Source organism: Shewanella sp. MBTL60-007 (assembly GCF_019654915.1).
In the GTDB taxonomy this organism is placed as follows: domain Bacteria; phylum Pseudomonadota; class Gammaproteobacteria; order Enterobacterales; family Shewanellaceae; genus Shewanella.
Genome location: NZ_BPET01000002.1, coordinates 15,598 through 29,874 on the forward strand (window position 1 = coordinate 15,598; position 14,277 = coordinate 29,874).

8 protein-coding genes are annotated in these 14,277 nt (G+C 45.0%); 4 read left to right on the top strand and 4 right to left on the bottom strand.

What is annotated here, in order from left to right:
* Nucleotides 1-39 precede the first annotated feature (39 nt).
* From K5Q92_RS00745 to K5Q92_RS00755, 3 genes are all read left to right on the top strand, one after another.
* Nucleotides 40-936: a DMT family transporter gene (locus K5Q92_RS00745; protein ID WP_220767145.1), complete on the top strand. Its 897-nt coding sequence runs from the start codon at nt 40-42 to the stop codon at nt 934-936.
* Between the two features lie 454 nt (nt 937-1,390).
* A complete protein-coding gene (locus K5Q92_RS00750; RefSeq protein ID WP_220767146.1) occupies nt 1,391-3,394 on the top strand; it encodes a methyl-accepting chemotaxis protein in 2,004 nt (667 codons plus the stop codon).
* Between the two features lie 210 nt (nt 3,395-3,604).
* The gene (locus K5Q92_RS00755) at nt 3,605-4,177 is read left to right on the top strand and encodes a hypothetical protein (RefSeq protein WP_220767147.1); all 573 of its coding nucleotides are present in this window, start codon (nt 3,605-3,607) and stop codon (nt 4,175-4,177) included.
* A 418-nt stretch (nt 4,178-4,595) separates the two neighbouring features.
* Here the strand turns inward: K5Q92_RS00755 and cydX are convergent, their stop codons facing one another.
* The 4 genes from cydX to purL form a co-directional block, all read right to left on the bottom strand.
* On the bottom strand, nt 4,596-4,712 hold the full coding sequence (cydX, locus tag K5Q92_RS00760; protein WP_220767148.1) for a cytochrome bd-I oxidase subunit CydX: 117 nt from the start codon (nt 4,710-4,712) through the stop codon (nt 4,596-4,598).
* 15 nt (nt 4,713-4,727) lie between these two features.
* The gene (cydB, locus tag K5Q92_RS00765) at nt 4,728-5,867 is read right to left on the bottom strand and encodes a cytochrome d ubiquinol oxidase subunit II (protein WP_220767149.1); all 1,140 of its coding nucleotides are present in this window, start codon (nt 5,865-5,867) and stop codon (nt 4,728-4,730) included.
* Between the two features lie 15 nt (nt 5,868-5,882).
* Nucleotides 5,883-7,439 (bottom strand): cytochrome ubiquinol oxidase subunit I, encoded by a 1,557-nt coding sequence (locus tag K5Q92_RS00770; RefSeq protein WP_220767150.1) that lies wholly within the window; start codon nt 7,437-7,439, stop codon nt 5,883-5,885.
* Nucleotides 7,440-8,639: 1,200 nt separating this feature from the next.
* Nucleotides 8,640-12,521 carry a phosphoribosylformylglycinamidine synthase gene (purL, locus tag K5Q92_RS00775; protein WP_220767261.1) on the bottom strand — a complete coding sequence of 1,294 codons (3,882 nt, stop codon included), beginning with the start codon at nt 12,519-12,521 and terminating at the stop codon, nt 8,640-8,642.
* A 306-nt stretch (nt 12,522-12,827) separates the two neighbouring features.
* On the opposite strand from purL, the gene mltF reads away from it, so the two are divergent.
* Nucleotides 12,828-14,255 (top strand): membrane-bound lytic murein transglycosylase MltF, encoded by a 1,428-nt coding sequence (gene mltF / locus K5Q92_RS00780; protein ID WP_220767151.1) that lies wholly within the window; start codon nt 12,828-12,830, stop codon nt 14,253-14,255.
* The last annotated feature ends 22 nt before the right edge of the window (nt 14,256-14,277 follow it).

The window sequence follows — 14,277 nt, forward strand, 5'->3', positions numbered from 1 at the left end:
GTGGTGCTATATTCAATAGAGTTCAATTAAGGATGATGTATGATTTATAGCTTTCTTTGCGCAACTTTTTGGGCATCTACTGGCATTTTCGTAAAGCTTATAGATGGATTAGATGTTGCGCAGATAATATGGGGCAGATTCATCATTGCACTTATTTGTAGCCTTATTTTGATAAAGTCCGGTCTAAGGCTAAAGCAGTTTATTCTTCATCAACATCCACTTATTGAACACTTACTTTCGGGTATGATGACAGCCTATTATTTTTTAGCTACCTTCGCATTTATTTACTGTCCTGTTGCAATGGCAGCGCTTATTATTGCATTGTCGCCTTTATTCACTTTCATCTTCCGGCTAGTTATTGAGAAAAAGTTCAGTTATTACGAAGTCTTTGGTTTTGCCGTTGCTTTTTTAGGGCTTAGCCTTTATTTCACAAGTAAAGATTATATACCCTCTGGTTATTCACTTCACCATATCTATATAGGAGCTGCATTTGCAACTGGGGCTGCATTCTTGAAAGCAATTTACTCCTACCTTTTACGTAACAAAGTGTTAAAAGGTGACGCTGTCGACTCTAGCTTCATAAATACCAATACTCTTACTCTTGGCGTCTTGCTTTTAGGTTTATACTTAACATTTACTGAGTCATCACTTAAATTATCCTTAAATAATTTTTACTACTTATTAGGCTTAGGGGTCGTAGCTACTTTTATACCTAATGTACTAAATACTATGTCGTCCATGAAATTAAACCCTACTATTCATAACATTATAGGTATGTCTACCCCTATTTCTGCTAGTTTATTGGGATGGATATTCTTAGATGAAAAACAAGATATTTTTTCTCTATGTGCCATGCTTATTACCGTTGCCGGTATCTTTCTTTCAATGCAAACTGGTAATAAAATTTTAAAAGTTCGGGTAACTCCCCAAAAATAATAGCAGCGGCTAAAAATAGAATGTTCTTGTAAGCTATACCAATCAGTATAAGAATTTGATCTACTCAGAGTGCTTTTATGCAACCTAATTCAAGGCGAATAACTGCAGTGATGGTTATTCACTTTACAAGTTATTAAACGCAGAAATAGGCAGCAAAAAACGCTCTAGAATGGGGCCAAATGTTTATACTGCTTCGTATAGGCTCAATAAGGACTGGCAAATACTCTGGAAACTCATGAGTCAATAAGTAGTTTTCGCCCAAAATATGCCTTCTCCTTTTTATTTTCATACCATTATCGCTTTTCTCATTGCCCTTATCTAGCACAGTTCAATATTTAAGCAACATGTAAAGGTGAAGATTTCTATAGAAAACGAACACTTATAGACCTATATCAATTCTTTTGTTTAGTAAATCAATTAGATTGGACTTACCCAAAGAAAGAGTTAAATGAATATGAATTATAAGAATTGGCCAATAGCCAAACAAATAGGCTTGCTCGCTTTAGTCCTCACCGTGCTCGTTTTTGGTGTCCTCGGTTGTGTATCCTACTTAACCGCCTCCGATGTCCTGAGAGATAAAGGGATCAGCGCGATGCAGGCGCAAACTGCAGGTACAGCAGATTTAATTGAGCTGCAATTTGAAAGCTTGCAATCACTCGCCGAGCGTAATGCCGATGTATTTCGCGCCATGTACCCTGGTGATTTCTATAAACCCAATAAGACCGTCAGAGTTATGGGGGTTGATACCCCAGCACTAAGGCATAATAAAGAGCAGATCAACGCCTCAAAAAGTAAGGTCGATCGCTACTCTAACCTCACTGGTGGCAACGCTACCGTATTTGTTCGCGATGGTGATAATTTCATTCGAATCGCCACCTCGCTAAAGAAAGCCGATGGCAAACGGGCGCTGAGCACCTATCTAGATAAAGATCATCCAGCTTACCGTGCTCTAATTCAAGGCAATAGCTACGAAGGCTATGCGCAGCTATTTGGTAAAGATTATATGACCATCTACCGTCCAATTAAAGACAGCGGCGGTGAGACTATCGGGATCATGTATATCGGTTTCGATATTAGCAATTCCCTCAAGCAATTACGTGAAGCGATTAATAAACTGCAACTCGAAGAGTCAGGCAGTTATCTGCTAGTGCGTAAATCAGATTTGACCATTATTGCTCATCCACAGCACCAAGCGGGAGGTAAGCTCACCTCTGAAATGCTGAATGGAATAAGTATCGAGCAAGCCCTCACCCATCAAGGCTCTTGGGAATACAGTGATAATCTTGGTAAAAAGGCGTATGCCTACAGCATCAATATTCCTGGCTGGAATTGGGCGCTTATCGGCCAAGTCGATGCCGCAGAGCTAAATGAAGAGAGCGTCACTCTGCTTAATATCAATATGGCGGTGTCTGTGATCGGCATGATAGTGATCACCTTGTTACTGTCACAGGTGTTGATACGAGCACTTAGACCACTTGGCTGTTTGCAAGGCCAGTTAGAGAAACTTGGGGCTGGCGATCTTTCTCAAACCTTCACTTCAATCGATTCGCAAAGTAAGAATGAAGTGGATCTGATCACTAATAGTACCTCAAAGATGGCCGCTAACTTAAGAGAGCTCATCTTGGCATTGCAGCAATCTGTTACTGCACTGCAAGCTCATTCTAGCCACACTCAAAAAACCGCTCGCCTTAATGGCGAAGAAGCACAATCCTTGATGGCACAGACAGACCAAATTGCAACGGCAATCGAAGAGATGTCAGCCTCTGTTCGTGACGTGGCTAACCATGCCAGTGAAGGCGCGACCATGAGCCAACGGGTAGATGATGCCGCTAAAGGAGGTCAGACGAACTTAAACGATCTGGTCAACGGTCTACAAAGCCTGAGTAGCCAACTAACTGACAGTCACAAGAGTGTCGAAATCGTCAATAAAGAGAGTCAAGCGATTAGTCAGGTCACCGAGGTGATTAACAGCATTGCCGAGCAGACCAATCTCCTCGCCCTTAACGCAGCAATTGAAGCAGCAAGAGCGGGTGAGCAAGGCCGGGGCTTTGCGGTGGTCGCCGATGAGGTACGTACGCTGGCACAGAGAACCCAGAGCTCTATCGCCGAGATCTCGCAGACCATCACTCAATTGCAATCTCAAGTAAAACTGACTGCAGCTCAGATGAACCAGAGTAATGAGCTAGGAGATGCGTCTGCAGCCCAAGGCAACGAGGCCATCTCTCAGCTAATCGAGATCAACAGCAGTATCGCAGAGCTAGCCACAACCTCCAGCAGCATTGCCAGCGCGACCGAGCAACAGAGCGCCGTTGCAGAGGAGATCACCCGTAATCTGCATCAGATCACCGAGCTTGCCAGAGATGGCGAGCAGCGTGCTGGTGAGAGTGTCGATTCAGCGGAAAGCTTAGCCGCAATCGCCAATGAGATTAACGCTAAGATCAGCGTGTTTAAGGCTTAGCCGCAACTCAATATGCTTAGACAAAAGCAACAGCCAATGGCTGTTGCTTTTTTAATTCAAAAATAAGGTATACAGCTGATTTAAGTGAATTAATACTTAAACCGCTATCCATACAACTGAACCTGATTTTATAATACGCGCCGCTTTTAACTAAACCGCACCACTTTCCATTTTCCTGTAATCAATAGAACACAGGTATAAAGAGAAAATATGTTACGTCACCTATTATTCGCGTCACTTTTTATCATCATGGCAGGCTGTGCTAGCCCACAGAATAACACTGTCGAGGGTAAGACCTTGCTTATTATCGCTGGTGAAGGCCTCAACACCGTTTACGAAGCTAGCCCTGCCGCTAATGGCTTTCTATTTGAAGTCGGTAGCACCTTTGCAACAGAGCTTGGAAAAAAGCTTGAGGAGTTTGGTTTCGAGTCTTACCTGTTTGTCAGTAAAGATTCGGGCACCTTCAATCAGCAGTATCAACGCGCCGTAAACAGCTTAATGACCGATGGTACCATCGATGGGGTTGCCGAAATTAAAGTGCTCCACACCAAAAATGACAAGGTCAATGAAATAGCACTCTATACAACTTACTTTACCACTGACCCTTTCACAAAAGGCTGCGATCTACGCACCTCTAAAAACTGCTATAGCGTCAAGCTACTCGATAAGATAGGCGTTCGAAAACACTTAATCGTTGACCAAGCCACGGAAAGCTTTAATGACACGCCTGTGTCTGAGATGGTGACCGATACCGCACTGTTTATCTATCGCGCTGAGCTGTAAATAATCTTGCGCTAGGCTTCTAAAGAGGCCTAGTCAAAGCAATCCTGTCAGCTACAGTATTTCAAATTATTACCGTCTCTTACCGTCTCTTACCGTCTGGCGTTATCATTAAAAATCTGATGGGCTAAAGCCCAACCTACAACAAACAGCAACAACTGTCCCTTAGCACTGCGATGCTTCGTTTTTAGCTTTCCATCTTTGTTTTTCCTAGAAGCGAAGCGCTCTCGAAGTGGCGAAGCCACGCCCTAGCCCCTAGCAGCGAAGCGCTCTTCTTTTCCGTAAGGCCGTAGGCCGCTCGATCGTCTTAGCTTTTCCTAGCTCCTGTTTTTCCTAGCTCCTAGTCCCTTCTTTTACCTTCTTTAAAACAAAAAGCCCCGCATTGCGGGGCTTTCATTTAGACCTATCTACTGGCTAAAGACTAATCTTCGCTATCAGCTTCACGGTCCATGTTCTCAGTTGTTTCAAGCCATAGGGCGTTGATGATACCGAAAGAACAGGCTAACAATACGCCTAAAATCCACGAGAAATACCACATAATCTAGGCTCCTTATTAGTAAAGTGAGGTCTTGTTCTTTTCGATGAAGTCGCGCGATAGACGACCAAACATCTTCAAGTAAGTCCAAACCGTGTAGCTAAGTACGATAGGTACGAAGATAATCGCAGCCCATGTCATAACTGTTAGTGACATCTGGCTAGCGGTCGAATCCCACATAGTCAAACTCACGTTTGGCTCTAGCGATGATGGCATAACGAATGGGAACATTGCCGCACCACAAGTTAGGATCACAGCTGCAATACCTAGTGAGCTAAAGAAGAACGCAAAACCAGAGCGGTTCAAACGGCTAGATAGCAATACTAGGATTGGCATTAACAGACCAAGCACAGGGAACAGCATAGTCACTGGGTACTTGTCATAGTTAGTTAACCAAGCACCTGCTGCAACTTCAACTGTCTTAAGAGTTGGGTCTGAGATACCATGAGTATCAATAGCTGAGGTAATCACGTAACCGTCAATACCATTAACCAACCATACACCCGCTGCGCCAAACAGTACGAATAGTGCAACCGCTAGCAACTGAGAGATCTTAGTTGCACGAACACGTAACTCGCCTTCTGTCTTCATCTGTAGCCAAGTCGCGCCTTGTAGCATAAACATGCTAACACACACTAGACCAGCCAATAGACCAAATGGGTTCAACAGGCCAAAGAAACCGCCGTGGTATGTCGCACGTAGATACTCGTCAAAGTTAAATGGTACACCTTGAAGCAAGTTACCAAATGCCACACCAATAATCAGCGGCGGAACGAAACCACCAACAAACAGTGCATAGTCCCAAGACTTACGCCATCTTGGATCTTCAATCTTTGAGCGGTAGTCAAATCCGACTGGACGCAAGAACAATGCAAACAGCGTTAGCATCATCGCCACATAGAAGCCAGAAAACGACACGCCGTAGACCATTGGCCATGCGGCAAACAGAGCACCACCAGCGGTGATCAACCAAACTTGGTTACCATCCCAGTGCGGTGCAATTGAGTTAATCATAATACGGCGCTCGGTGTCGTCTTTACCAATAATCGGTAATAAGGCACCTACACCCATATCGAAACCGTCAGTGACAGCGAATCCGATGAAAAGCACACCAATCAGTGCCCACCAGACAAATCTTAATATTTCGTAATCAAACATAATCAGATCTCCTGTTTAGGCATCAAGCTTTTCAAAGTGATAACGACCCGTCTTCAAACAGCTTGGGCCAATACGTGCGAACTTAATCATTAAGAACAGTTCAATCACTAGCAAGATGGTATAGAACAGCGTGATAGAAACGATACTGAACATCAGATCGCCAACCGATAGGCTAGAGGCGGACATGAATGTCGGTAACACTTCTGAAATCGTCCAAGGCTGACGACCATACTCAGCCACAAACCAACCACACTCAATCGCAATCCATGGCAATGGTAAGCTGTAAAGTGCAGCTTTAAGAACCCATGGTTTCTCTTCGATTTGATGACGTGTGCTCTGCCAAAATGCTGCAGCAAACACGAATAACATGATCATGCCCGTACCAACCATCACACGGAAGGTCCAGAACATCGGCGCTACGTTTGGAATAGAATCATTAGCTGCCGCTTTGATCTGCTCCTCTGTCGCATCTACAACTTTGTCGGTATAACGCTTCAGTAGTAGGCCATAACCTAGGTCGACTTTCGCTTCTTCGAATGCTGCACGTATTTCAGGTGTTTCTTCACCCGCACGTAGCTTTTCAAGTAAACCGTAAGCCACCATACCGTTACGGATACGTACTTCGTGCTCATCAATCAGATCTTTAATACCGGTAACTTGCTCATCGAGTGAACGAGTCGCAATAATCCCCATTGCATAAGGAATTTTCACCGCAAAGTCTGTTTCTTGTGTTTCCTGATTAGGGAAACCGACTGCAGTAAATGCCGCTGGAGCAGGCTCTGTGTGCCACTCAGCTTCAATTGCCGCTAGCTTAACGCGCTGTACTTCACCTACCTTATAGCCTGATTCGTCACCAAGAACGATTACAGACAGAATCGATGCCATACCGAAGCTTGCCGCGATCGCGAATGAACGACGAGCAAACGGTAAGTCACGCTTCTTAAGGATATAGTAAGAACTGATAGCAAGAACGAACATCGCACCGGCTACATAACCCGATGCCACAGTGTGAACAAACTTCACCTGAGCCACTGGGTTAAATAGTACGTCTGCGAAGCTTGTCATCTCCATACGCATGGTTTCGTAGTTAAATACGCTACCCACTGGGTTCTGCATCCAACCGTTCGCCACTAGGATCCACAATGCTGACATGTTAGAACCAATCGCAACTAACCAAGTCACCGCTAAATGCTGGCGCTTGCTGAAACGGTCCCAACCGAAGAAGAACATACCCACAAGAGTAGATTCTAGGAAGAATGCCATTAGGCCTTCAATAGCAAGTGGTGCACCAAAGATGTCACCTACGTAATGCGAATAGTATGACCAGTTTGTTCCGAACTGGAACTCCATTGCCAAACCTGTTGCAACGCCAAGTGCAAAGTTGATACCGAATAACTTACCCCAGAACTTGGTCATATCTTTATAGATCTGCTTATTGGTCATCACATAGAGTGATTCCATAATGGCTAGCAAGAATGCTAACCCCAAGGTCAAGGGAACAAATAGGAAGTGATACATGGCCGTCATCGCAAACTGAAAACGCGACAGCTCAACAACCTCTTCTAAAATCATTTGTAACTCCTTAGGTGGTGCGTCAAATCACTATCGTTAGATCCCCATCAACGAGAGTGATTGCCTATATAGGAATAATAATGCAGTAAATATAGTCGAATTTTGTTAACAAAAAGTCGACTTAACCGCGCTTCATTGTTTAATTCATAAATTTTGTAATTTAAAGCCTAAAACCCCAGCAAAAAACCGCTTGCCATCACGTTTTAATAAGCTTCCGTGACACCCGTCTCAAATATACAGATAAAAAACAAACAAATTAGTTAATATCAGTCACTTGCAATAAGAAACATAGCTGTCCGCCGGGATTTTATAACATTCAAAATTGATTCAAATCAATCAATCCATTCGGTTTCAATGGGTTTTGGGGGGCAGCACACAGTTCCATATGTCGCGCAATTGACAACATAATCCACCTATGGTAGGGAGGCTGCTTTTTTAGGCAAAAGCACTTTTTTAAGCTGTTAAATAAAAATATCAGCATAAAATCGGCAAAAGACCAATTGTTAACAATTTTAGCAACAGTATTCATAGTGCAAACTAATCAACATGAAAACATGGAAAAACACAAAAAGGATACCTTACAAGAACTTACATAAAGACATCTACAAGCGTAGAGGTAAAAATCTTTTTAAATGATTAGATTTACTAATGTCAAAATACAATTTTTCTCGTTTGATGAAAAACTAACACTCGCCTAAAATGTGCACCAAGTTAAGGAGATGGTCTGGCTAACCCGGTGAAGTAGCCCGGTAAAGACTCACTCCGCTTAAATCATCAATCTTTGTGGAGATACCATTATGACAAAATTATTCGAGCGTCTAGTTGTTAGCTATCAGCGTGTTTTCGTTGAACTTTATACATCTAGAGAGCTGTAAATATAGTTTCTAATGCAAGATTTATCTTGAAGTTTTGTTAGCGCAAAGCGGCCCTCCTTAGCAATAAGGAGGGCTTTTTTATAACTACACCTTTTTAAAACCACATTCATCACTTCTGCATTAAAATTAGTAATAACACTGTGTTCTCAATAAACTCTAAACATCACGGTCAAAAGGTTTTTATTTAGTATTACATGTAGCACTAAATAAAGATTAATCTATTGTTTCTTAATAGTTTTAGCGAGACTAAATTTTAAACAAAAAAAAGCCCCTACAATTTAGGAGCTTTTAATCAATGTATTTTGGTAATTTAGCGTTTAGCTAATTAGCCAACTGACTTTCTCACGTTACGGAACATTCTCATCCAAGGGCTATCTTCCCCCCAAGACTCAGGATGCCAAGAGTTAGCAACTGTTCTAAATACACGCTCAGGATGCGGCATCATAATCGTTACTCGCCCATCGGTAGAACTCAATGCTGTAATCGCATTAGGTGAACCGTTGGGATTTTGCGGGTACTGAGTCGCAATTTGACCATTACCGTCCACATAACGCAGTGCAATCGTGCCAGAGGCTTCTGCTGCGGCTAATGCTTCAGCTGATGCAAACTCAGCACGACCTTCACCATGTGATACAGCGATAGGCATACGTGAGCCTTCCATACCTTGGAAAAACAAAGATGGACTCTTCTGCACTTCTACCAAGCTGAAACGCGCTTCAAAGCGCTCAGAGCGATTACGCACAAAATGTGGCCACAACTCGGTACCTGGAATGATGTCTTTTAAGTTAGACAGCATCTGACAACCGTTACACACCCCAAGCGAGAAGCTGTCTTTACGCTCGAAGAACTGACTAAACTGCTCGCGAGCACGCTCATTAAACAGAATCGACTTCGCCCAGCCTTCACCCGCGCCCAGTACGTCACCATATGAGAAACCACCACAGGCCACTAAGCCTTGGAACTCTTCTAAGCTAATACGGCCACTTAGAATGTCGCTCATGTGAACGTCACGAGACTCAAAACCAGCACGATCAAATGCCGCAGCCATCTCGATGTGCGAGTTCACGCCCTGCTCACGCAAGATAGCCATCTTAGGCGCAGCGCCTTTTAGGATATAAGGCGCGGCCACGTCTTCACTTGGGTCAAAACTCAAGTCAACTGTCAGACCAAGATCGTTAGTGTTCTGCTTAAGCTCAAACTCTTCTTTCGCACACTCTGGGTTATCACGTAGTGCCTGCATGCGGTAGGTAGTTTCTGCCCAGATTGTACGTAGTGAGGTACGCGTCTCTGTTAGCACTTCACGCTCACCATCAAAGATGGCGATGGTATCAGCGTCAGTCAACTCGGCGACCTTGTGGCAAGGTACGCCTGCTGCAGCAAATTTGTCGCTGATCAGTGCAGCGTCTTGACGACGAACCTGAATCACCGCACCGAGCTCTTCGTTAAACAGACGCTCAACGTCAGTGCCATTTAGTGCACTCAGATCGATGTTCAAACCAGTGTGACCGGCAAACGCCATTTCAACTAATGTGGTGTATAGGCCACCGTCGCTTCTGTCGTGGTAAGCAATAATCGACTTGTCGGCAATCATTGGCTGAATGGTATCAAAGAAACCTTTCAGCGTTGCCGAGCTATCCAGATCTGGGGCTATGTCACCTAGCTCACTGTAAACCTGCGCTAAACAAGAGCCGCCTAGGCGGTTCTTACCCAAACCGAGATCGAGCAATAACAGGTCAGTGTCGCCTTTATCGCTGCGAAGCTCAGGCGTTACTGTGTTACGCACATCCTGCACCACACCAAATGCGGTGATCACAAGCGACATTGGCGAGGTCACGGTTTTCTGTACGCCGTTCTCTTCCCAAGCGGTCTTCATCGACATTGAGTCTTTGCCCACAGGGATTGTGAGCGATAAGTCAGGACATAGCTCTTCACCAATCGCTTTTACTGCTTCATAAAGACCTGCGTCTTCACCTGGATGACCCGCTGGAGACATCCAGTTTGCAGATAGCTTAATACGCTTGAATGAACCAATATCGGTACCGGCGATGTTCATGATTGACTCGGCAACCGCCATACGCGCCGATGCGCCGAAATCCAGTAATGCGAGCGGTGTACGCTCACCCATAGACATGGCTTCACCCGTGTAAGAATCGTAGCTCGATGCCGTTACTGCACAATCAGCCACTGGTACCTGCCAAGGACCAACCATTTGATCTCGGTTAACTAGGCCTGTTACCGTTCTATCACCAATAGTGATAAGGAAGGTCTTTTCAGCAATAGTAGGCAAACGGAGCAAACGGTGTGCCGCTTCTTTAACCTCAATGCCAGACTGCTCAAGTGCCGCAGAGTTAGCTTTAGCACTGACCACATCGCGGCTCATCTTAGGCGCTTTACCCAGTAATACTTCTAGAGGCAGGTCGATTGGGTGATTTTCAAAGTGCTCATCACTTAAAACCAGTTCTTTCTCTTCTGTTGCGACACCTACTACAGCAAATGGCGCGCGCTCACGCTGACAAATCTGCGTGAATAGTTCCATATTCTCTGGCGCAATCGACATTACATAACGCTCTTGCGACTCGTTACACCAGATCTCTAGCGGACTCATGCCTGGCTCATCAGACGGCACTCGACGTAGTTCAAACTTACCGCCACGGTTGCCATCGTCAACAAGCTCTGGGAAGGCGTTAGATAATCCACCCGCCCCCACATCGTGAATAAACTGAATCGGGTTAGCTTCACCCATCTGCCAGCAGCGGTCGATAACCTCTTGGCAACGGCGCTCCATTTCTGGATTTTCACGCTGCACAGAAGCAAAATCTAAGTCTTCGCTCGACTGCCCTGAGGCCATAGATGATGCCGCGCCACCGCCCAAGCCGATGTTCATTGCTGGACCACCAAGCACGACTAGCTTAGCGCCAACGGTGATCTCACCTTTTTGTACGTGTTCCTCACGGATGTTACCCAGACCACCAGCCAGCATGATTGGTTTATGATAACCGCGGACTTCGACGCCGTTGTGGCTATTCACTTCCTGCTCATAGGTACGGAAGTAACCGAGTAGTGCTGGACGACCAAATTCATTGTTGAATGCTGCGCCGCCTAATGGCCCTTCGGTCATGATATCAAGGGCGGTTACAATGCGATCGGGTTTGCCGTAATCGGCTTCCCATGGCTGAACAAAGCCCGGGATCTTAAGATTAGATACGCTAAAGCCAGTTAGACCCGCCTTTGGCTTGGAGCCGCGGCCTGTCGCACCTTCATCACGAATTTCACCACCTGACCCCGTTGCCGCACCTGGGTATGGACTAATGGCTGTCGGATGGTTATGGGTTTCAACTTTCATTAAGATATGCATTGGCTCCGTGTGGTAGCCATATACACCATCTTGTTTCGGGAAGAAGCGACCAGCTGTAGAGCCTGTCATGACCGCGGCGTTATCTTTATAAGCAGATAATACGTTGTCAGGTGTCTTCTCGAAGGTGTTCTTAATCATCTTGAACAACGACTTTGGCTGAACCTCGCCATCGATTGTCCAATCGGCGTTAAAAATCTTATGACGACAATGCTCAGAGTTCGCCTGGGCAAACATCATCAGCTCCACATCGTGTGGATTACGGCCTAAGCGGGTGAAGTTTTCAACTAGGTAGTCAATCTCATCTTCAGCCAGCGCTAAACCTAACTGAGTGTTAGCTTGTTCAAGCGCAACGCGACCTTTGCCTAATACATCAACACTGTTAAATTTCGCAGGCTCTGTACGCGCAAATAGTACCCCAGCGTCATCGAAACTCGGTAAAATCACTTCAACCATGCGATCGTGTAATAGTGCCGATAATGCTTTAGTTTGTTCGCCGCTTAACTCATCGCTAACAACATAGTAGGCAATACCACGCTCTAAACGCTTAACCTTATTCAGACCACAATTGTGGGCGATATCTGTTGCTTTTGATGACCAAGGAGAGATGGTACCAGGACGGGGTGTAACGAAGTGGAGATGACCTTCTGGCGTGTGCGCTTCGATAGCGGGGCCGTAGGTTAGGATTTTTTCAAGCTGTTGACTTTCTTTTTCATCTAGCGACTCGTTCAAATCGGCTAAATGGATAAACTCGGCATAGATTTGGCGCACTGGCAGTGCTGCCGATTCACAAGCTTGCATAAGCTTCTGTACTCTAAACGCCGAAAGTGCAGGGGCTCCGCGGATGATCTCCATCACGTCTTTTCACCTTATATATTATAATTGCAGGGTCAGATCTGGGCGCTATTATAGGGAAATGTTTGCCACAAATCATTAGCAGTCGCTGTAGAAAACAGTGTTTCCCGTATAGGAAAAAGCGCTCTAAATACTTTGCAACGACACCAAATTAATTCCAAGCAAAAATCCTATTTAGGTACATACTCAAACTAAGGCCTCTCATCTAAAAGGCAATTTTTTACGGCAACCAAGATTATGGTATAATCGACGGCTATTTCTTTATATTCTTAATAATTTAAGTTAAGCGCTAACAAAAAATAATCGATGAAAAGACTCTTACTTGTCCTATGTTGTATCACCTTGCTGGCTGCCTGCCAGAAGGTTGTCGTGGAACAAGAAAAAACCACTCCTCCGCCTGAACCGACCGAACTGAAGGTTGGCACACTATATGGCCCACAGATTTACTTTACCTCAGGTCAAGGAGACTCAGGTTATGACTTTGAGATGGCTCAGCGCTTCGCCGAGTACCTAGAGCTTGATCTCAATATGAAGCCATTCGCCAATATCAGCGATCTCTATACAGCATTACGTAAAGGAGAAATTGATATTATCGCCGCTGGGTTAGCCGATACCCCCGCTAGACGTGAACAGTTTAGACTTGGTCCACCACTTTACCGTGTTAACCAAATTTTGGTATATCGCCAAGGTACACCTATACCCAAAAATATTAATCACCTTAAAGGCGAAATTACCGTTACTACTGACTCCTCTTTTGTCGACACTCTAACTGAGCTGCAAAAGTCGAATCCGGATCTGGTGTGGAATCAAGAAAAAGACAAGGACGCCGAAGAACTGCTAACAATGATAGCAGCCGGAGAGATCCCCTATACCATTGCTGACTCAACCAGCTTAGATATCAACAGACGCTTCATGCCAGAACTGCGAGAAGGCCTTGTTTTAAAACGTAAGCAGCCGGTTGTGTGGTTATTGCCTGCCACCAACAGCGACAAGTTGATGAGTGAGTTACTCGCGTTTTGGCACATAGAGAAACGTAGCGGCACACTTGCCCACCTTAACGAAAAATACTTTGCCCACGTAGAGCGATTCGATTATGTCGATACCCGCGCCTTTATCCGCGCCATCGATAATAAATTGCCTAAGTATCAAGCTACATTTGAAAAGTACGCAGGAGATATAGACTGGCGCAAGCTTGCGGCTACCGCATACCAAGAGTCCCATTGGAACCCGAACGCACGCTCGCCAACGGGCGTGCGTGGTTTAATGATGTTGACCCTGCCAACTGCGAAACAGGTCGGCATTAAAAACCGTCTCGACCCTTATCAAAGTATCAAGGGCGGTGCTAAATATCTCAACAGTATGCTTGAACGGCTTCCAGCCTCGATCCCAGAGAGTCAACGAATGTGGTTTGCCCTCGCCTCTTACAATATAGGCTTAGGTCATGTTGAAGATGCGCGCAAACTGGCACAATCTCAGGGACTCAATCCCAGTGCTTGGCGAGATGTAAAGTCAGTATTGCCACTACTGCAAAAGCGCAAGTACTACAAGAAAACCCGCTATGGCTATGCCCGTGGCAATGAGGCTGTGCACTATGTAGATAATATTCGCCGTTACTACGACACCTTAGTGTGGATCGATAACCAGAATATACTACTTGAACTGAAGAAAAAGCCACTGCAGACAGCCGAAACTACAGAAGCAAAGAGCGAGGTTTCCCAGCCAGAACAACCTTAGATAAATGAACGCCTTACATCCA

Coding starts and splice junctions, on each gene's coding strand:
- purL (WP_220767261.1), bottom strand. CDS start 12,521: ATGGAGATCATCCGCGGAGCCCCTGCACTTTCGGCGTTTAGAGTACAG.
- cydB (WP_220767149.1), bottom strand. CDS start 5,867: ATGTTTGATTACGAAATATTAAGATTTGTCTGGTGGGCACTGATTGGT.
- mltF (WP_220767151.1), top strand. CDS start 12,828: ATGAAAAGACTCTTACTTGTCCTATGTTGTATCACCTTGCTGGCTGCC.
- K5Q92_RS00750 (WP_220767146.1), top strand. CDS start 1,391: ATGAATTATAAGAATTGGCCAATAGCCAAACAAATAGGCTTGCTCGCT.
- cydX (WP_220767148.1), bottom strand. CDS start 4,712: ATGTGGTATTTCTCGTGGATTTTAGGCGTATTGTTAGCCTGTTCTTTC.
- K5Q92_RS00770 (WP_220767150.1), bottom strand. CDS start 7,439: ATGATTTTAGAAGAGGTTGTTGAGCTGTCGCGTTTTCAGTTTGCGATG.
- K5Q92_RS00755 (WP_220767147.1), top strand. CDS start 3,605: ATGTTACGTCACCTATTATTCGCGTCACTTTTTATCATCATGGCAGGC.
- K5Q92_RS00745 (WP_220767145.1), top strand. CDS start 40: ATGATTTATAGCTTTCTTTGCGCAACTTTTTGGGCATCTACTGGCATT.